Origin of the sequence: Kitasatospora sp. NPDC004799 (assembly GCF_040609095.1) — a bacterium.
Lineage (GTDB): Bacteria > Actinomycetota > Actinomycetes > Streptomycetales > Streptomycetaceae > Kitasatospora.
Window position 1 is genome coordinate 1 of the sequence record NZ_JBEXJK010000136.1, and the last position, 19,261, is coordinate 19,261.

General features: G+C 71.1%; 16 protein-coding genes. 9 read left to right on the forward strand and 7 right to left on the reverse strand.

Going from position 1 to position 19,261, the window contains the following annotated elements:
• Positions 1-88 precede the first annotated feature (88 nt).
• The 7 genes from gyrA to dnaA form a co-directional block, all read right to left on the reverse strand.
• A complete protein-coding gene (gyrA, locus tag ABZW03_RS18790; protein ID WP_355259062.1) occupies positions 89-2,701 on the reverse strand; it encodes a DNA gyrase subunit A in 2,613 nt (870 codons plus the stop codon).
• Positions 2,702-2,757: 56 nt separating this feature from the next.
• Positions 2,758-4,773 (reverse strand): DNA topoisomerase (ATP-hydrolyzing) subunit B, encoded by a 2,016-nt coding sequence (gene gyrB, locus ABZW03_RS18795; protein WP_355259065.1) that lies wholly within the window; start codon positions 4,771-4,773, stop codon positions 2,758-2,760.
• Between the two features lie 268 nt (positions 4,774-5,041).
• Complete coding sequence (locus ABZW03_RS18800) at positions 5,042-5,611, reverse strand: DciA family protein (protein WP_355259068.1); 570 nt, start codon at positions 5,609-5,611, stop codon at positions 5,042-5,044.
• A 172-nt stretch (positions 5,612-5,783) separates the two neighbouring features.
• On the reverse strand, positions 5,784-6,917 hold the full coding sequence (gene recF / locus ABZW03_RS18805) for a DNA replication/repair protein RecF (RefSeq protein WP_355259071.1): 1,134 nt from the start codon (positions 6,915-6,917) through the stop codon (positions 5,784-5,786).
• Between the two features lie 41 nt (positions 6,918-6,958).
• On the reverse strand, positions 6,959-7,834 hold the full coding sequence (gene gnd / locus ABZW03_RS18810) for a phosphogluconate dehydrogenase (NAD(+)-dependent, decarboxylating) (RefSeq protein WP_355259074.1): 876 nt from the start codon (positions 7,832-7,834) through the stop codon (positions 6,959-6,961).
• Positions 7,835-8,027: 193 nt separating this feature from the next.
• Positions 8,028-9,158, reverse strand: coding sequence for a DNA polymerase III subunit beta (gene dnaN / locus ABZW03_RS18815; RefSeq protein ID WP_355259077.1), 1,131 nt, complete (start codon positions 9,156-9,158; stop codon positions 8,028-8,030).
• Between the two features lie 1,033 nt (positions 9,159-10,191).
• Positions 10,192-12,045, reverse strand: a complete 1,854-nt coding sequence (gene dnaA / locus ABZW03_RS18820) for a chromosomal replication initiator protein DnaA (protein ID WP_355259079.1) — start codon at positions 12,043-12,045, stop codon at positions 10,192-10,194.
• A 355-nt stretch (positions 12,046-12,400) separates the two neighbouring features.
• Here dnaA and rpmH point away from each other — a divergent pair, with 355 nt between their 5' ends.
• The 9 genes from rpmH to ABZW03_RS18865 all read left to right on the forward strand — a co-directional run bounded on the left by rpmH (position 12,401) and on the right by ABZW03_RS18865 (position 19,146).
• Entirely contained in the window at positions 12,401-12,538 is a 138-nt protein-coding gene (gene rpmH, locus ABZW03_RS18825) for a 50S ribosomal protein L34 (protein ID WP_030059672.1), read from the forward strand.
• Between the two features lie 18 nt (positions 12,539-12,556).
• Entirely contained in the window at positions 12,557-12,985 is a 429-nt protein-coding gene (rnpA, locus tag ABZW03_RS18830) for a ribonuclease P protein component (protein ID WP_355259082.1), read from the forward strand.
• On the forward strand, positions 12,982-13,353 hold the full coding sequence (yidD, locus tag ABZW03_RS18835; RefSeq protein WP_355259085.1) for a membrane protein insertion efficiency factor YidD: 372 nt from the start codon (positions 12,982-12,984) through the stop codon (positions 13,351-13,353). The genes rnpA and yidD overlap by 4 nt, the downstream gene beginning before the upstream one ends.
• Positions 13,350-14,510, forward strand: a complete 1,161-nt coding sequence (yidC, locus tag ABZW03_RS18840; RefSeq protein ID WP_355259088.1) for a membrane protein insertase YidC — start codon at positions 13,350-13,352, stop codon at positions 14,508-14,510. Before yidD ends, yidC begins: the two co-directional genes overlap by 4 nt.
• A gap of 82 nt (positions 14,511-14,592) precedes the next feature.
• The gene (locus ABZW03_RS18845) at positions 14,593-15,123 is read left to right on the forward strand and encodes a R3H domain-containing nucleic acid-binding protein (protein ID WP_355259091.1); all 531 of its coding nucleotides are present in this window, start codon (positions 14,593-14,595) and stop codon (positions 15,121-15,123) included.
• 159 nt (positions 15,124-15,282) lie between these two features.
• The gene (rsmG, locus tag ABZW03_RS18850; RefSeq protein ID WP_355259094.1) at positions 15,283-16,101 is read left to right on the forward strand and encodes a 16S rRNA (guanine(527)-N(7))-methyltransferase RsmG; all 819 of its coding nucleotides are present in this window, start codon (positions 15,283-15,285) and stop codon (positions 16,099-16,101) included.
• A 303-nt stretch (positions 16,102-16,404) separates the two neighbouring features.
• On the forward strand, positions 16,405-17,352 hold the full coding sequence (locus ABZW03_RS18855) for a ParA family protein (protein ID WP_355259103.1): 948 nt from the start codon (positions 16,405-16,407) through the stop codon (positions 17,350-17,352).
• Positions 17,349-18,398: a ParB/RepB/Spo0J family partition protein gene (locus ABZW03_RS18860; protein WP_355259097.1), complete on the forward strand. Its 1,050-nt coding sequence runs from the start codon at positions 17,349-17,351 to the stop codon at positions 18,396-18,398. The genes ABZW03_RS18855 and ABZW03_RS18860 overlap by 4 nt, the downstream gene beginning before the upstream one ends.
• 133 nt (positions 18,399-18,531) lie before the next feature.
• Complete coding sequence (locus tag ABZW03_RS18865) at positions 18,532-19,146, forward strand: GNAT family N-acetyltransferase (RefSeq protein ID WP_355259100.1); 615 nt, start codon at positions 18,532-18,534, stop codon at positions 19,144-19,146.
• The last annotated feature ends 115 nt before the right edge of the window (positions 19,147-19,261 follow it).

A 19,261-nucleotide genomic window follows, 5' to 3' on the forward strand; every position in this document is an offset into this window, starting at 1 on the left:
GCCGGGGGGGGGCGGCCGCGCGGGGGGGGGGCCCGGGGCCCGCCCCCCCCCCCCCCCCGCGGCCCCCCCCACCGGTCTGCGGTTCGGTTCAGGCCTCGACGTCCCCGTCGACCACCGTCTCCGCACCCTCGGCCGTCTCGGTGGACTCGGTACCCGCCACCTCGTCCTCCGCCGTCTCCTCGTCCTCGGCCTCCGCGTTGCGGGCCATGCCCACGACCGCGTCGCGCTTTCCGAGGTTGATCAGTTGGACGCCCATGGTGTCACGTCCGGTTTCACGAACCTCGGAAACCCTCGTACGGATCACCCCACCCGAGAGGGTGATCGCCATGATCTCGTCGGTCTCGTCGACCACGAGCGCGCCGACCAGCGAGCCCCGGCCCTCGACGATCTTCGCCGCCTTGGTGCCGTAGCCGCCGCGTCCCTGGACACGGTACTCGTCCACACCGGTGCGCTTGGCGTACCCGCCGTCGGTGGCGGTGAAGACGTAGGTGCCCGGACGGACGACGTTCATCGAGAGCAGTTCGTCGTCCTCGCGGAAGGACATGCCCTTGACGCCGGAGGTGGCGCGGCCGGTGGAGCGCAGGGCCTCGTCGGTCGCGGTGAAGCGGATCGACTGGGCCTTCTTGGAGACCAGCAGCAGGTCGTCCTCGGCGGAGACCAGCTCGGCGCCGATCAGCTCGTCGTCCCGGCCCTCCTCGTCCTGGCGCAGGTTGATCGCGATCAGGCCGCCGGAGCGCGGGGAGTCGTAGTCCTTCAGCGGGGACTTCTTCACCAGGCCGGCCCGGGTGGCGAGGACCAGGTACGGCTTGTCCTCGTACGTCCGGACGGCCATCACCTGGGCGATGTGCTCGTCCGGCTGGAAGGCCAGCAGGTTGGCGACGTGCTGGCCGCGGGCGTCGCGCCCGGCGTCCGGCAGCTCGTAGCCCTTGGCGCGGTAGACCCGGCCCTTGTTGGTGAAGAACAGGATCCAGTTGTGGGTCGTCGTCACGAAGAAGTGGTCGACGATGTCGTCCTGCTTCAGCTGGGCACCGCGCACGCCCTTGCCGCCGCGCTTCTGCGAGCGGTAGAGGTCGGAGCGGGTCCGCTTGACGTAGCCGCCACGGGTGATCGTGACGACGATGTCCTCCTCGGCGATGAGGTCCTCGATGGAGAGGTCGCCGTCGGACGGGATGAGGGTCGAGCGGCGCTCGTCGCCGTACTTCTCGACGATCGCGGCGAGCTCCTCGGAGATGATCTCCCGCTGGCGGGTCGGCGAGGCCAGGATCGCGTTGTACTCGTCGATCTTGCGCTGCAGCTCGTCGTGCTCGTCCGTGATCCGCTGGCGCTCCAGGGCGGCCAGGCGGCGCAGCTGCATCTCCAGGATGGCGTTGGCCTGCAGCTCGTCGATGTCGAGCAGGCCCATCAGGCCGGTGCGGGCGGCGTCGGCGCTGGCCGAGGCCCGGATCAGCGCGATGACCTCGTCGATCAGGTCCAGGGCCTTGAGCAGGGCGCGCAGGATGTGGGCGCGCTCCTCGGCCTTGCGCAGCCGGAAGGTGGTGCGCCGGACGATGACCTCGACCTGGTGGTTGACCCAGTGCCGGATGAAGGCGTCGAGCGACAGGGTGCGCGGCACGCCGTCGACCAGGGCCAGCATGTTGGCGCCGAAGTTGGTCTGCAGCTCGGTGTGCTTGTACAGGTTGTTGAGCACGACCTTGGCGACCGCGTCGCGCTTGAGCACGACCACCAGGCGGGTGCCGGTGCGCGAGGAGGACTCGTCGCGGACGTCGGCGATGCCGGCGATCTTGCCGTCCTTGACCAGGTCGGCGATCTTCAGCGCGAGGTTGTCCGGGTTGACCTGGTACGGCAGCTCGGTGATGACCAGGCACTGGCGGCCCTGGATCTCCTCGACCTCGACCACGGCCCGCATGGTGACCGAGCCGCGGCCGGTGCGGTAGTAGTCGTCGATGCCGCGGCGGCCGACGATCAGCGCGCCGGTCGGGAAGTCGGGGCCCTTGATCCGCTCGATCAGGGCCTCCAGCAGCTCCTCGGCGGAGGCCTCGGGGTTCTCCAGGTACCAGAGCGCGCCGGAGGCGACCTCGCGGAGGTTGTGCGGCGGGATGTTGGTGGCCATGCCGACCGCGATGCCGGTGGCACCGTTGACCAGCAGGTTGGGGAAGCGGGCCGGGAGGACGGTCGGCTCCTGCGAGCGGCCGTCGTAGTTCGGCGCGAAGTCGACGGTCTCCTCGTCGATGTCGCGCATCATCTCCATGGCCAGCGGCATCATCTTGCACTCGGTGTAGCGCATGGCCGCCGCCGGGTCGTTGCCCGGGGAGCCGAAGTTGCCGTTGCCGTCCACCAGCGGCATCCGCATCGACCACGGCTGGGCCAGGCGGACCACGGTGTCGTAGATCGAGGTGTCACCGTGCGGGTGGTAGTTGCCCATGACGTCGCCGACGACGCGGGCGCACTTGTAGTAGCCCTTCTCGGGGCGGTACCCGCCGTCGTACATCGCGTAGAGCACGCGGCGGTGCACCGGCTTGAGGCCGTCGCGGACCTCGGGCAGCGCACGGCTGACGATCACGCTCATCGCGTAGTCGAGGTACGAGCGCTGCATCTCGGTCTCGAGCTCGACCGGCTCGATCCGCATCGTCGCCTGGGCGGTGGCCTCGGCGGGCTCTGGGGTCTCGGGCTGGTCGCCTTCGGGACGGTTGTCGTCGACCACTGGTGGTCAGTTTCCTTTCACGCGGACTGGAACGTGCGGGGCCTGGGGTGCAGGCGTCACACGTCCAGGAAGCGGACGTCCTTGGCGTTGCGCTGGATGAAGGAGCGGCGGGCCTCGACGTCCTCGCCCATCAGCACGGAGAACAGCTCGTCGGCACGGGCGGCGTCCTCCAGGGTGACCTGGAGCAGCAGGCGGTGCTCGGCGTCCATGGTGGTGACCCGGAGCTCCTCGGCGTTCATCTCGCCGAGACCCTTGAAGCGCTGGATCGCGTCGTCCTTGGGCAGCCGGCGCCCGGCCTCGACGCCGGCGGCGATCAGGGCGTCGCGCTCGCGGTCGGAGTAGGCGTACTCGAAGTCGTCCTTGCCCCACTTGATCTTGTACAGCGGGGGCATGGCGAGGTAGACGTACCCGGACTCGACCAGCGGCCGCATGAAGCGGAACAGCAGGGTGAGCAGCAGGGTGCGGATGTGCTGTCCGTCGACGTCGGCGTCGGCCATCAGGACGATCTTGTGGTAGCGGAGCTTGGCCTCGTCGTAGTCCTCCTGGATGCCGCAGCCGAAGGCGGAGATGAGCGCCTGGACCTCGGTGTTCTGGAGGACCTTGTCGATCCGGGCCTTCTCGACGTTCAGGATCTTGCCGCGGATCGGCAGGATGGCCTGGGTGCGCGGGTCGCGGCCCTGCTTGGCCGAGCCGCCGGCGGAGTCACCCTCGACGATGAAGATCTCGCACTCGGACGGGTCCTTGGACTGGCAGTCGGAGAGCTTGCCCGGCAGCGAGGCGGACTCCAGCAGGCCCTTGCGGCGGGTCAGGTCGCGGGCCTTGCGGGCGGCGACGCGCGCGGTGGCGGCCTGGATGGACTTGCGGATGATGTCCGCGGCCTCGTTGGGGTTGCGGTCCAGCCAGTCGTTGAGCTGCTCGTGGACGACCTTCTGGACGAAGGTCTTGGCCTCGGTGTTGCCGAGCTTGTCCTTGGTCTGGCCCTCGAACTGCGGCTCGCCGAGCTTGACCGAGATGATCGCGGTCAGGCCCTCGCGGATGTCCTCGCCGGAGAGGTTGTCGTCCTTCTCGCGGAGCAGCTTCTTGTCCCGCGCGTAGCGGTTGACCAGGCCGGTCAGCGCGGCGCGGAAGCCCTCCTCGTGGGTGCCGCCGCCGTGGGTGTGGATGGTGTTGGCGAAGCTGTAGACCCCCTCGGTGTACGAGGAGTTCCACTGCATCGCGATCTCCACCGAGATCGCCTTGTCCTTGTCCTCCGCCTCGAAGTCGATCACCGAGGGGTGGATGACCTCGCCCTTGCGGGAGTTGAGGTGGGCGACGAAGTCGGCGATGCCGCCGTCGTACTTGTACGTGACGGTGAGCGGCTTGCCGTCCTCGTCCACGTGCTCGGGGCGCTCGTCGGTCAGCGAGATCGACAGGCCCTTGTTGAGGAAGGCCATCTCCTGGAAGCGCCGGGAGAGGGTCTCGAAGGAGTAGACGGTGGTCTCGAAGATGTCGCCGTCGGCCCAGAAGGTCACCGTGGTGCCGGTGCGGTCGGTCTCCGCGCCCTTGGCCAGGGGGGCGGTCGGGGCGCCCATCTTGTAGTCCTGGGTCCAGACGTGGCCGTCCTTGTGGATCTCCACCGAGAGCCGGGTGGACAGCGCGTTCACCACGGAGACGCCGACGCCGTGCAGACCGCCGGAGACGGCGTAGCCGCCGCCGCCGAACTTGCCGCCCGCGTGCAGGACGGTGAGCACGACCTCGACGGCGGGCTTGTCCTGGCCGGGGACGATGTCCACCGGGATGCCGCGGCCGTTGTCGACGCAGCGGATCGCGCCGTCGGCGAGGATCGTGACGTCGATGTGGGTGGCGTACCCGGCCATCGCCTCGTCGACGGAGTTGTCCACGACCTCCTGCACCAGGTGGTGCAGGCCGCGCTCGCCCGTCGAACCGATGTACATGCCGGGGCGCTTGCGGACGGCGTCGAGGCCTTCCAGCACCTGGATGTTGCTACCGGTGTAGGAAGCCTGGTCGGACTGGTCTGGGGTCTGGCTGGGGTTGCCGGAATCGGCCACGAAGCGCCCTCTCTGGCACAGCACGGGCCGCATGCCCACCCCGTGCGGGCGGGCGTGCGACCACAGCGTTTCGACTCGGTTGCCACTAGCAACAGTGTTTGGCTCTCAGTCTACCGGTACGACTGACATAGATGGGCGTTTGGCAGCCCTTGAGGGCAGATATGCCGCCCTGAATCCCCTCTGCACATGTCCCGATACTCGACCAGGGGGCCCAGGGCGCCTGGAAGGGCTGTCAGGGGTTCCGGAAGATCGCCGTCCGATCCGCGCCCCCGGCGGCGGTCCGAGGTCCCGGTCAGCCCCAGGTGTCGCCCGGCCCCTTGCTCCCCGGCGCGCGCAGCCGGCCGTAGCCGCGGGCGGGCGCCGCCGGGCCGAGCACCTTGATGCTCCTGACCGTGCCGTGGCCCAGCTCGTGGTTCAGACGGGCCACCAACTGCCGTGCCAGCCACCGAAGTTGGGTGGCCCAGGCGGTGGAGTCGCACTGCACGACGAGCACCGCGGCGGCCTCGTCGTAGGAGGAGGGGTGGCAGTGCGCGGCGATGTCCGGGCCGACGATCTGCGGCCAGCGGCCCATCACCCCGCCGACGGCGGCCGAGGACTCCCAGCCGCGCTCGGTCAGCAGCCGGTTGAGCGCCGCGCCCAGCGGGACGGGGTCGCGGCCGTCCGAGCGGGCGCCGCTGCGCAGTCCGTGCCGCTTCGCCTCGCGCTTCTCCCGGACCTGCTCGCCGCGCTGCTTGGCCTGGGCGCGGGCCGCCCGCAGCGCGGAGCGGGCGAGGTCGGCGCCGGTCGGTGCGGCGGGCCCGGGCTCGGGGGCTCCGGGCCCGGAGCCCCCGGGCCGGGGGGAGTGCTCCGCCGGCTCGCTCACGGCGATCTCCTTTCCCCAGCCTGTGGACAACGGTTCGCGGTCGCGCGTCCGTCGAGCCGTCCAGCCTACGGGAGCGGCCGGGCCGGTCGGTCCGGGCAGGGGTGTGCGGAAGCGCTCGCGGTGACGGTGACGGCGGTGCGGTGGTGCGGGTGGTAGCGGTGAGGGGGCGCGGTCAGGCGTCGATCCGGCGCACCGCGCCGTCGGAGACCGCGAACCGGGCGCCGGCCAGCGCCTTCGGCACGTCCTCGGCGACCGCCGCGGTCACCAGCACCTGCTCGCCGTCGGCCACCAGCTCGGCCAGCCGGTCCCGGCGGGCGGCGTCCAGCTCGGCGAACACGTCGTCCAGGATCAGCACCGGCTCGCCGCCGTCGGCGCGCAGCAGCTCGTACGAGGCCAGCCGCAGCGCCAGCGCGAACGACCAGGACTCGCCGTGGCTGGCGTAGCCCTTGGCGGGCAGCGGGCCGAGCTTGAGCACCAGCTCGTCGCGGTGCGGGCCGACCAGGGTGATGCCGCGCTCGACCTCCTGCTTGCGGACCGCCCGCAGCGCGTCCAGCAGCTGCTCCTCGGCCTGCTCGCGGCTGGTCGGCAGCTCGCCCTCGAAGGAGCTGCGGTACTCCAGGGCGGTCTCGCCGCCACCGGGGGCCAGCTGCCCGTACGCGGCCGACACCAGCGGCTGCAGGGCGGCCACCAGCTGGATCCGGAAGGCGGTCAACTCGGCGCCGGCCCGGGCCAGGTGGCCGTCCCAGACCTCCAGGGTGGACAGGTCGGCGCCCTTGCCGCCGCCGGCCCGGCGGGCCATCGCGGCGGTCTTCAGCAGGGCGTTGCGCTGCTTGAGCACCCGCTCGTAGTCCTGCCGGACGCCGGCCAGCCGGGGTGCCCGGGCGGTCAGCAGCTCGTCCAGGAAGCGCCGCCGCTCACCCGGGTCGCCCTTGACCAGGCTGAGGTCCTCGGGGGCGAACAGCACGGTGCGCAGCAGGCCCAGCACGTCGCGCGGGCGGACGTTGTCGGAGCGGTTGATCCGGGCCCGGTTGGCCTTGCCCGGGGTGAGCTCCAGCTCGATCAGGGTGGAGCGGCCGCGGTCCACCACCGAGGTGCGGACCACCGCCCGCTCGGCGCCCAGCCGGATCAGCGGGGCGTCGGTGGCGACCCGGTGGCTGCCCAGGGTGGCGACGTAGCCGATCGCCTCGACCAGGTTGGTCTTGCCCTGGCCGTTGGGTCCGACGAAGGCGGTCACGCCCGGGTCGAGGGGAACCTCGGCCCGGGCGTACGACCGGAAGTCGGCGAGCGACAGATGCGCGACGTGCATGGCTGTGGACTGCGCCCGCCTTCTCGTGGGGGGACTGCTGGTTACTTGGACTCGACCGCGTGGCCGCCGAACTGGTTGCGCAGCGCGGCGATCATCTTCATCTGCGGCGAGTCGTCCTGGCGCGAGGCGAAGCGGGCGAACAGCGAGGCGGTGATCGCCGGCAGCGGCACCGCGTGGTCGATCGCGGCCTCGACGGTCCAGCGGCCCTCGCCGGAGTCGGCGGCCCAGCCGCGCAGCTTGTCCAGGTGCTCGTCCTCGTCCAGGGCGTTGACGGCCAGGTCCAGCAGCCAGGAGCGGATGACGGTGCCCTCCTGCCAGCTGCGGAAGACCTCGCGCACGTCGGTGACCTCGGGGGCCGCCTCCAGCAGCTCCCAGCCCTCGGCGAAGGCCTGCATCATCGCGTACTCGATGCCGTTGTGGACCATCTTCGCGAAGTGGCCGGCGCCCACCGCGCCCGCGTGCACGTTGCCGAACTCGCCCTCGGGCTTGAGCGCCTGGAAGATCGGCTGGACCTTGGCGACGTGCTCGGCGTCGCCGCCGTACATCAGCGCGTAGCCGTTCTCCAGGCCCCAGACGCCGCCGGAGACGCCGCAGTCCACGAAGCCGATGCCCTTGGCGGCCAGCGCCTCGGCGTGCTTGATGTCGTCGGTCCAGCGGGAGTTGCCGCCGTCGACGACCACGTCGCCGGGGGAGAGCAGCTCGGCGAGCTCGTCGACGGTCGCCTGGGTGGCGGCGCCCGCCGGCACCATGACCCAGACCACGCGCGGGCCCTGGAGCTTGGTGACGAGCTCCTGGAGGCTCGCGACGTCGGAGATGTCCGGGTTGCGGTCGTAGCCGATGACGGTGTGGCCGGCGCGGCGGATCCGCTCGCGCATGTTGCCGCCCATCTTGCCGAGACCGATGAGGCCGAGCTCCATGACCAAGTCCTTACCTGTGGTGACGTGCCTGCCGGCGGCGCCGTTGCCGCACTCCTTGAGCCTACGCGCTGGAGCGCGCCCGCCCCTCTGCGGTCCGGCCGGGCGGGGGAGTCGGGGGGCCTCCGGAGGGGGAGACGTCCACAGGCTGTGCACAGCGGGTGTGCACAGCCTGTGGACGGTCGGATCCGGGGGATCAGCCGGAGAGGCGGACCGGCATGATCAGGTACTGGTAGGCCTTGTCCTCCTCGGCGTCCACCGAGACCTTGCCGCTGAGCAGCGCGGGCTTGGTCGGGGTGGTGAAGCTGAGCTGGGCGAACGGGGAGTCGATGGCCTTGAGGCCCTCCTCCAGGTAGCCCGGGTTGAAGGCGATCGAGATGTCGTCGCCCTCGAGGTCCGCCTCGATCCGCTCGGTGGCCTGGGCGTCGTCGCCCGAGCCGGCCTCCAGCGTCAGCACGCCCTGCTCGAAGTTCAGCCGGACCGGCGTGTTGCGCTCGGCGACCAGCGAGACGCGCTTGAGCGCCTCCAGGAAGGGCTGGGTCTGGATCGCGGCGACGGCGCTGAACTCGGTCGGGAACAGGCTGCGGAACTTGGGGAACTCGCCCTCCAGCAGCCGGGTGGTGGTCCGGCGGCCGGCGCCCTCGAAACCGATCAGGCCCTCGCCCGCGCCGCCCGAGGAGAGCGCGATGGAGACGGTGTCGCCGCTGCCCAGGGACTTGGCGATGTCCTGGAGGGTCTTGGCGGGGACCAGCGCGACGGCGGAGATGTCCGACTGCTCGGGCTTCCACAGCAGCTCGCGGACGGCGAAGCGGTAGCGGTCGGTGGCGGCGAGGGTGATGCGGTCCCCCTCGATCTCCACCCGGACACCGGTGAGCACCGGGAGGGTGTCGTCCCGGCCGGCGGCGACCGCGGCCTGGCTGACGGCGGAGGCGAAGACGTCGCCCGCGACGGTGCCGGTGGCGGTCGGCATCTGGGGGAGCGCGGGGTACTCGTCCACCGGGAGGGTGGGGAGGGTGAAGCGGGAGCTGCCGCAGACCACGCTGACCCGCTGGCCGTCGGTGGAGATCTCCACCGGGCGGTTGGGGAGGTTGCGGGAGATGTCGTTCAGCAGCCGGCCGGAGACCAGGACGGTGCCGGCCTCCTCGACGTCCGCCTCCAGCTCGACCCGGGCCGAGACCTCGTAGTCGAAGCCGGACAGCGCCAGGCTGCCCTCCTGCGCGGTCAGCAGCAGGCCGGCCAGCACAGGCACCGGCGGCCGTGCCGGGAGGCTGCGGGCAGCCCAGGCCACCGCCTCCGCGAGGACGTCACGCTCCACCCGGAACTTCACCGGTAACCGCCTCCTGGATCGAGCGCTCCCGCTCGCACTCTGGTTCGTCTGATCTTGATCGTCGGTCCGCCTGTCCGCCGAGCTCGGTCACTCCGCTTCCAGTCGCAAGGACAGTCTGACGTACTCCGCCGACAGACGGGGCAGACGGGCGGAAGCAACCCGAACGGTTGTCGGAGGCCGGTTGTCCACAGATTCGGGGCCCACCCACTTTGAAAGCAAGTCCGGGGTCTAAATGTGTAGTGGTAGTAGTAGGGCCTGTGGAAACCGTGGATAACCCCGTTTCCGCAGGTCAGAGCCCGAATTTTGTCCACAGTGACTGTGGATGGCGGCTGTGGACGGGCAGGCCGCGCTGTGGACAGCCGAGCGTTACCCACAGGGCACGCTGGGTATCCACAGGTTATCCCCAGGGCTGTCCCCAGATCCGGGCCCGGTTATCCACGGGCGCCGGTCAACTTTTCGTGACGCCTTTCACACCAGGGTATGAACGCTACCCCACGGTTGTCGAACTGTGGACGCCGCTGTGGACAACCTGGGGATAACCGCCCCCGGCCTGGGGACAACCGGTGGATAACCCGGACGGCCCACTGGCGGCCCGTCAATTGTCCACATCCTGTGGATAACCGTTGTGCACAAGCCCACAGGCACCTGACCTGCGCGGAAGAGCGTAGCGGTGACGGGCCTGTGGACGAATTCTGGATAACTCCGGAGCCCCCACCCTGTGGACGGTGGAGAAGGGGCCCGTCCTGTGGACAACGGCCTTGCGCGCCCCGGGTTTTCGAATCACCGGTCAGTTGTTCGGCGCGGGCTGTGGACTGGCGGAACGTCCGTCGACGGCATCCCTGCCCAGCCGCCGCGCGGTGCACACCTGCGGATGCGCGAAAAGGGCGTCAGGATTCGCTCCTGACGCCCTGGAGGCCCACCGGGCCGTGCCGCGTGGTGCTGCAGCGCGGGGTGCCGTACCGCGGCTGCCGTGCCGCATGGGGTTGCGCGGTGCCGGGCAGCCCCGCAACCGCTTCGAACCGCGCGGGGCCGGCTAGCTCTTGATGCGGTTGGTGAGTTCGGTGACCTGGTTGTAGATCGAGCGCCGCTCGGCCATCAGCGAGCGGATCTTGCGGTCCGCGTGCATCACCGTGGTGTGGTCGCGGCCGCCGAACTGCGCGCCGATCTTCGGCAGCGAGAGGTCGGTGAGCTCGCGGCAGAGGTACATCGCGATCTGCCGGGCCGTCACCAGCACCCGGCTGCGCGAGGATCCGCAGAGGTCGTCCACGCCCAGGCCGAAGTACGCCGCGGTCTGCTGCATGATGACCTGCGCGGTGATCTCCGGGCCGGCGTCCTCGTCCCCGCCCGGGATCAGGTCCTTGAGGACGATCCCGGCCAACTCCAGGTCCACCGGGGCCCGGTTGAGGTTGGCGAAGGCGGTGACCCGGATCAGCGCGCCCTCCAACTCCCGGATGTTGCGGGTGATCCGGGACGCGATGAACTCCAACACGTCGGCGGGAGCGTTGAGTTGCTCCTGGATTGCCTTCTTGCGCAGGATCGCGATCCGGGTCTCCAGCTCCGGCGGGGTGACGTCGGTGATCAGACCCCACTCGAAGCGGTTGCGCAGCCGGTCCTCCAGCGTGGTCAGCAGCTTGGGCGGCCGGTCCGAGGAGAGGACGATCTGCTTGTTCGCGTTGTGCAGGGTGTTGAAGGTGTGGAAGAACTCCTCCTGCGTGGACTCCTTGCTCGCGAGGAACTGGACGTCGTCCACGAGCAGGATGTCCATGTCCCGGTAGCGGCGGCGGAAGGTGTCCGCCTTGCCGTCCCGGATCGAGTTGATGAACTCGTTGGTGAACTCCTCGGAGGACACGTAGCGCACCCGGGTGCCCGGGAAGAGGCTGCGCGAGTAGTGCCCGATGGCGTGCAGCAGGTGGGTCTTGCCCAGCCCGGACTCGCCGTAGATGAAGAGCGGGTTGTACGCCTTGGCCGGGGCCTCGGCGACCGCCACCGCCGCCGCGTGCGCGAAGCGGTTGCTGGCGCCGATGACGAAGGTGTCGAACAGGTACTTGGGGTTCAGCCGGGCGGCCGGCTCGTCCTTGCGGGAGCCGCCGGCCGGGGGAGCGCCGGGCGGGGCGGGCACGCCGGGGACGCCGGGACGCTCGGAGGAGCGCTCCGGGGCGGCCTTCTCCGCCGGGCGGCCGCCGGAGGGGCGGGACCCGCCGGCGCGGCGGCCGGCAGCGGTGCGGGGCTGCTCGTTCGGGCCGGGGCCGTAGGCGCCGCCGAAGAGGTCGCCCTGGGTGGTCGCGGGCGGGCCGGGAACGGGCCGCGGCGCCGGGCGGGGCGCGGGCTCCTCCGGACCGCGGTAGCCGGGCGGCTGCTCCTGGTAGCCCTGTTCCGGGTACCCCTGCCAGCCCGGTCCGCCGCCGGGGCCGCCGTACGGGGCCTGGCGCTGCTCGTAGCCGCCGGTGTCGTAGCGGGGGCGCTCGTAGTCCTGTTCGTACGACTGCCCCTTCTCGTAGGGCTGGCCGTGCTCGTACGGCTGCTGGTAGCCCTGGCCGCCGTAGTCGGGGACGTCCTCCTCGGCCGGGCCGGGGTAGGGCTCGGCGGGGGCCTGGGCGGCGGGCGCGGGGGTGGTCGGCACCGCGTCGGCGTCGACCATCACGGCGATCCGGACCGGGCGGCTGAGCTCGCGGCTGAGGGCCTCGGTCAGCTGCGGCAGCAGCCGGCCCTCCAGCACCTGCTTGGCCCGCTCGTTCGGGGTCGCCAGCAGGGCGGTGTCGTGCATCATCCACATCGGCTGGGTGCGCTGCACCCACTGCTTGTCCATCTCCCCGACATCGGGGTCGCTGACCAGCCGCTCGACGACCCTGGCCCAGACCGGGACGAGGTCGCTGTTGACATCAGCCACTGGTGCACGCTTTCCAAGAACAAACCAGACAAGTTCTGCAACGGTAGTCAGCGAACAGAGCCGGATCAAGTCGTTGTCCACAGGCTGTGGGCAACGGGGGGTCCGGGCGGGCTGGTTTGACCCTCGTGCCCCGTCCCGCGTACCGTAACCAGGTCGAGTTGTCGATGGCCGCTGCCGCATGTCCGCGGGTCCACCCGCTCCAAAAGGCGCGCAGCACGGGCGCCGTGGATTGCCTCAGACCCCAGCCGAACTGGGGCGATGGGCCGGATTTCCGAAATCAGGGGAGATCACGCGGACGCACGGTGACGGCCAAGCGACTCCCCGTCATCCTACGATTCACCTCAGGAGCCCCCGAGTGAGCAAGCGCACCTTCCAGCCGAACAACCGTCGTCGCGCGAAGACCCACGGCTTCCGGCTGCGTATGCGTACCCGCGCCGGCCGCGCCATCCTGGCCGCCCGCCGTGGCAAGGGCCGCGCCAGCCTGTCCGCCTGATCCGCGCCAGAGTCTGTTGTGCTGCCCTCCGAGAATCGGCTGCGGCGGCGCCAGGACTTCGCGACCGCGGTGAAACGCGGTCGCCGGGCCGGCCGGCCCCTTCTGGTCGTCCATCTCAGCAGAGAGGGTGACCCGCAGGGGCAGGCCGACCGGACCAGCGACTTCCGCCCGCACGTCGCCGAGGGGACTCCTTCGGCGCGTGCGGGTTTCGTCGTGAGCAAGGCCGTTGGCCCGGCGGTCGTCCGCAACCTGGTCAAGCGCCGGTTGCGCCACCTCGTTCGTGATCGTCTGTCCAGGCTGCCCGCCGGTAGCCTGATAGTGGTGCGTGCGCTGCCCCAGGCCGCGACCGCCTCGTACCAGGACCTCGAACGTGACCTGGACGCGGCACTGAAGCGGTTGCTGAGGACGGAGCCCGCCGCCACGGCGCCGACGGGAGCAGGGCGATGAAGTACCTGCTGATGGGTCTGATCAGGGTCTACCAGTGGACGATCAGCCCACTGCTCGGTCCGGTCTGCCGTTACTACCCCTCCTGCTCGCACTACGGCTACGAGGCCGTGAAGGTGCACGGGGCGGTCAAGGGCGGCGGACTGACCGCGTGGCGCATCCTGCGCTGCAACCCGTGGACGCCCGGCGGGGTCGATCACGTCCCGCCGCGCAAGCATCCGGTGTGGCACCGGCGGTTGCGGGACTGGCTGAACAGCCGGTCCGCGGCCGGAGAACCGGTGACCGCCACCCCCGCCGGTCCGGACCCCGAGGGCCCGGCGACCATTGGTCCCGTGCGGCCAATCCACCTGTCCAAGGAGCCTGACCGGTGACCTTCTCCTTCCTGAATCCCCTGTACACAGCGGTGTCCTGGATCATCGTCCAGTTCCACTCGCTGTACAGCAACGTCTTCGACCCGGACGGTGGCTGGGCCTGGGGTCTCGCCATCGCCTCGATGGTGGTCGTCATCCGGATCTGCCTGATCCCGCTCTTCGTGAAGCAGATCAAGGCGACCCGGGCCATGCAGGCGATCCAGCCGAAGATGAAGGCCATCCAGGAGCGCTACAAGAACGACCGGCAGCGCCAGTCCGAAGAGATGATGAAGCTGTACAAGGAGGCGGGTACCAACCCGTTCTCCAGCTGCCTTCCCATCCTCGTGCAGGCCCCGTTCTTCACCGCCCTCTACGGCGTGCTGGCCAAGGTCGCCAAGGGCCAGGACATCGGCGTCATCCACGGTGACCTGCTGGTGAGCGCCGGCAAGGCGCACATCTTCGGCGCCCCGCTCTCCGCGACCTTCGTCGGCAGCGGTGAGACCAGCGTCAAGATCGTCACCGCCGTGATGATCATCCTGATGTCGCTGTCGCAGTTCGTCACCCAGCGCCAGCTGATGACCAAGAACGTCGACCTCACGGTGAAGACGCCGTTCATGCAGCAGCAGAAGATGCTGATGTACGTCTTCCCGATCATGTTCGCCGTGATGGGCATCAACTTCCCGGTCGGTGTCCTGGTCTACTGGCTGACCACCAACGTCTGGTCGATGGGCCAGCAGCTGATCGTCATCCACAACAACCCGACCCCGGGCAGCAAGGCCTTCGAGGAGCGCCAGGCGCGGCTGAAGAAGGCCGGCCGACTGCGTCCGGACGGTACGGAGATCAAGGGCGCGCTCTGGGGCATGCTGCCCCCGTCCAAGGCGGCCATCAGCGAGGCGGCCTCCGAGGCGGCCGCCGCGGCCGCGGTCGAGGAGTCGGTCCGGGCGAACCGCCAGCAGCCCCGTCGGCAGAGCAAGTCCCAGCGCCAGGGCGGCGGGCAGCCGACCGCCGAGCTGAGCAAGGAGACGCCGGCCGAGGAGCCCGCCGACGCCGTCCCGGCCGACTCCGGTGCGAAGCCGGCGGCCGCCAAGCAGGCCGCGGCCAAGCCCGCCGGCACCAAGCAGGGCACCCGGCAGCAGCCGAAGCGCGGTGGCGGCCAGCGGCCGAAGAAGAAGTCCTGACCGGCCCCGAGCCCGTCGCGACAGCCGCCAAGAGCTTCCTCCCCGGCCCGACACACGGGCCCATCTCCGAAGGAGTCCATCAGTGACGGAAGGCACCACCTCCGCCGTCGAGGCCGAGGCCGCCGCCAGCGCCGACGAGAGCCTCATCTCCCGCCTGGAGCAGGAGGGCGACATCGCGGCGGACTACCTGGAGGGTCTGCTCGACATCGCGGACCTCGACGGTGACATCGACATGGACGTCGAGGGCGACCGCGCCCTGGTCTCCATCGTCAGCGACGGCAACGACCGCGCGCTCCAGCGCCTGGTCGGCCAGGACGGCGAGGTGCTGGAGGCCCTCCAGGAGCTGACCCGGTTGGCTGTCCACCGGGAGACCGGCGAGCGCAGCCGCCTCATGCTGGACATTGCCGGCTTCCGGGCCCGCAAGCGGGAGGAGCTGGCGGTGCTCGGCGCCAAGGCCGCCGAGCAGGCCAAGAGCACCGGCGAGCAGGTCAAGCTGCGGCCGATGACGCCCTTCGAGCGCAAGGTCGTCCACGACGCGGTCGCCGCGGCGGGCCTGCGCAGCGAGTCCGAGGGCGAAGAGCCCCAGCGGTTCGTGGTCGTGCTGCCGGTCTGAGGCCGACAGGTCGACGACCGGCCGCCGCGGCGGCCGGAGAGCTTCACCGGACGCGACCCCGTCCGCCTCGTGCGGGCGGGGTCGTCGTCCCTTCTGGGATGTTTCACGTGAAACAGTGCGTTGAGCGGGTCGGTGGATCCGGGGATCGGAGAGGTCGAGATGGACACGGAGAACGCGGCTGCCGGCCGGCCGGGGGCGGACGTGGACCCGGCCGCTGAGGGGCGGGGCACCGAGCTGGAGCGGCTGCCCGAAGCGCCGGCGGTCGCCCGGGAGGTCTTCGGGGAGCGCTACGAGGCCGCGGTCCGCTACACCGAGCTGCTGGCCACCGCGGGCGTGCAGCGCGGGCTGATCGGGCCCCGCGAGGTGCCCCGGCTCTGGGACCGGCACGTGCTGAACTGCGCGGTGCTGGCCGAGCTGCTGCCCGCCGGCATCACCCTGTGCGACGTCGGTTCCGGGGCCGGGCTGCCGGGCATCCCGGTGGCGCTGGCCCGTCCGGACGTCTCGGTGACGCTGCTGGAGCCGCTGCTGCGCCGGACCACCTTCCTGGAGGAGGTCGTCCGGGAGCTGGGGCTGGAGAACGTCACGGTGCTGCGCGGCCGCGCCGAGGAGATGGTCGGCAAGCTGGCGGTGGACGTGGTGACCGCCCGGGCGGTGGCGCCGCTGGACCGGCTGGCCGGCTGGGGCATGCCGCTGCTGCGCCCGCACGGGCAGATGCTGGCGCTCAAGGGCGACAGCGCGGAGCAGGAACTGGCCGACTCGCGGGCCGGGCTGGCCAAGCTGGGCGCGGTCGAGTCGAGCGTCATCGCGGTGGGTGAGGGCACCCTGGAGACCTCCACCCGGGTGATCCAGGTGAAGGCGGGGGAGAGCCCCGGCGGCGTGAAGGCGGCCACCCGGCGCGCCAAGGCGGCCCGGGCCGGCCGTACCGCGAGCGCCCGGAACGGCGAGCGCGCCCGGGGCGGGCGGCGTCGCGGCCGCTGATCCCGGGTGACGCCGGGCACGTGACGGACACGGGCGGACGGGCCTCCTGAGCGGGAGGAGCGTCCGCCCGTCGTCGTTCAGGTGACGGGCGGGCCGACCCTCCCCCGGCCTTCGGCCGGGAGGTACCCCCAGCGCACCGGAGTGTCGCAACGTCAGATTTCCGGCATAGCGGGCATGGTGTTTCACGTGAAACGTCGCTCCTTGCTCTCGGGCATCCTCCGCCGTGACCGGGCGGCGACTGTTGCCGCTCCGGTTTCACGTGAAACACTGACCCCCATGCAGGACTCGGAGACCGTCGACCAGATCGACGACACGCCCATCGCACGGGCTGCCCAGGCTGCGGTTCGGGCGATCGGCCGAGCGGGTGAGGGACTGCCCCGGCCCGCCGCCACCCGGGTGATCGTGGTCGCCAACCAGAAGGGTGGGGTGGGCAAGACCACCACCACCGTGAACATGGCCGCCTCGCTCGCCATGCACGGCCTGCGCGTCCTGGTCGTCGACCTCGACCCGCAGGGCAACGCCTCCACCGCGCTCGGCATCGACCACCACGCCGAGGTGCCGTCCATCTACGACGTCCTGGTGGAGGGCAAGCCGCTGGCCGACGTGGTGCAGCCGGTGCACGACGTCGAGGGGCTGTTCTGCGTCCCCGCCACCATCGACCTGGCCGGCGCCGAGATCGAGCTGGTCTCCCTGGTGGCCCGGGAGAGCCGGCTCCAGCGCGCCATCGCCGCCTACGAGCAGCCGCTCGACTACATCCTGATCGACTGTCCGCCCTCGCTGGGCCTGTTGACGGTCAACGCCCTGGTCGCCGGCCGGGAGGTGCTGATCCCGATCCAGTGCGAGTACTACGCGCTGGAGGGCCTGGGCCAGCTGCTGCGCAACGTCGAGCTGGTGCGCGCGCACCTCAACCCCGAGCTGCACGTGTCGACCATCCTGCTCACCATGTACGACGCCCGGACCCGGCTGGCCGCCCAGGTCGCCGAGGAGGTCCGGACCCACTTCCAGCAGGAGGTGCTGAGCACGGCGATCCCGCGCTCGGTGCGCATCTCGGAGGCGCCCAGCTACGGGCAGACGGTGCTCACCTACGACCCGGGCTCGACCGGGGCGCTCTCCTACCTGGAGGCCGCCCGCGAACTCGGGTTGCGTGCGGGGGGCCAGGGCGGCCCGCTGGTGGGTCAGCAGCGGTACGGCAGCGGTACGGGGCACGGCGCCCCGGTGGCACAGCACGGCACGACGGAGGGTCATCAGTGAGTGCTCGCAGGGGCAGGGTCGGTCTGGGTCGAGGGCTGGAGGCGTTGATCCGCCCCGCCGCGCCGGTGGACGGCGGGGCGGAGGAGAAGCCCGCGGCCGCCGCGCCCGTACCGGCCCCGGTGGCGCCGCTGCCGAGCGGCCGCGGCACGGTGGCGGCCCGGGTGGCCGCGGAGAAGCGGGCCGAGCAGGCGCAGCCGGCCGGCGCCTACTTCGCCGAGCTGCCGCTGGACGCGATCACCCCCAACCCGCGCCAGCCGCGGGAGGTCTTCGACGAGGACAAGCTGGCCGAGCTGGTCACCTCCATCAAGGAGGTCGGTCTGCTCCAGCCGATCGTGGTGCGCCAGGTCGGTGCCGACGGCTTCGAACTGATCATGGGTGAGCGCCGCTGGCGCGCCTCCCGGGAGGCCGGGCTGGAGCGGATCCCGGCGATCGTCCGGGCCACCGAGGACGACAAGCTGCTGCTGGACGCCCTCCTGGAGAACCTGCACCGCGCCGAGCTGAACCCGCTGGAGGAGGCGGCCGCCTACGACCAGCTGCTGCGGGACTTCTCCTGCACCCACGAGGAGCTGGCCGACCGGATCGGCCGTTCCCGGGCGCACGTGTCCAACACGCTGCGGCTGATGAAGCTCCCGTCGTCCGTCCAGTCCCGGCTGGCGGCCGGAACGCTGATGGCCGGGCACGCCAGGGCGCTGCTCGGTCTGTCGGACGGCGAGCAGCAGGAGCGGCTGGCCGCGCGGATCATCGCCGAGAACCTCACGGTGCGCAACGTCGAGGAGATCGTCCTGCTGATGCGCTCGGAGGAGGAGACGGCGAAGCCCAAGCGCCAGGCGCCGAAGGCGGGCAAGCTGAACTCCCCGGCGTTCAACGACCTGGCGAGCCGGCTGTCCGACCGCTTCGACACCCGGGTCAAGGTCGAGGTGTCGCAGCGCGGCGGCAAGCTGGGCAAGGGCAAGGTGGTGCTGGAGTTCGGTTCGGTGGAGGACCTGAACCGGATCCTGGACAGCATGGCGCCCGGCGAGGACGGTCTGCGGCTGTCGCAGGGCTGAGCCGGACCTTTGCCGGCCGAGGGAGACGACCCGAGGGTGCGTGTTCCACGTGAGCGCTGTTTCACGTGAAACACGCACCCTTCGGCGTTCGCGGGGGAATGCTCGACCGTGAGAGGGAGGAGGAGGTGCGGTCATGGGACGGCGGATCGTTCCGCTGACACTGGACAACCTCGGGGACCTGCCGACCGGCTGTCGCTCCTGCGTGTTCTGGGAGCTGGACCCGGTCAGCGCGAAGGAGGCGGTGGAGTCGGGCAAGCCGGAGCTGGAGAAGGAGGGGTGGATCTCCACGGTGCTGCTGGAGTGGGGCTCCTGCGGCCGGATCGTCTACGTGGACGACCGGCCCGCCGGGTTCGTGCTGTACGCGCCGCCCGCCTACGTCCCCCGCTCGCAGTCCTTCCCGACCAGTCCGGTCTCGCCGGACGCCGTTCAGCTGATGGTCAGCCGGGTGCTGCCGGGCTACCAGCGCCAGGGGCTCGGCCGGGTGCTGGTGCAGACCGTGGCCAAGGACCTGATCGGGCGCGGGGTGCGGGCGATCGAGGCCTTCGGCTCGTCCGGGCGGGTGCCGACCAGTTGCGTGCTGCCGGCCGACCACCTGCTCGCGGTCGGCTTCAAGACCGTCCGTCCGCACCAGCGCTACCCGCGGCTGCGGTTGGAGGCCCGGACCACGCTCTCCTGGCGGGGTGATGTGGAGGGGGCGCTGGAGCGGCTGCTCGGCGCGCGCAAGGAGCCGGCGCTGCGGCCGTTCTAGAGGCCGTTCCGCGGCCCGGGCTCCCGGCAGAACGACGGCGGCCCAGCCCCGGACCGGTCGGCGAGCAGGCCCCGGACCGCGGCACCGGGACGGCGTGACGGCGAGCAGCGCTACC

Coding starts and splice junctions, on each gene's coding strand:
- recF (WP_355259071.1), bottom strand. CDS start 6,917: ATGCACGTCGCGCATCTGTCGCTCGCCGACTTCCGGTCGTACGCCCGG.
- gnd (WP_355259074.1), bottom strand. CDS start 7,834: ATGGAGCTCGGCCTCATCGGTCTCGGCAAGATGGGCGGCAACATGCGC.
- yidD (WP_355259085.1), top strand. CDS start 12,982: ATGAAGTACCTGCTGATGGGTCTGATCAGGGTCTACCAGTGGACGATC.
- rsmG (WP_355259094.1), top strand. CDS start 15,283: ATGGACACGGAGAACGCGGCTGCCGGCCGGCCGGGGGCGGACGTGGAC.
- ABZW03_RS18865 (WP_355259100.1), top strand. CDS start 18,532: ATGGGACGGCGGATCGTTCCGCTGACACTGGACAACCTCGGGGACCTG.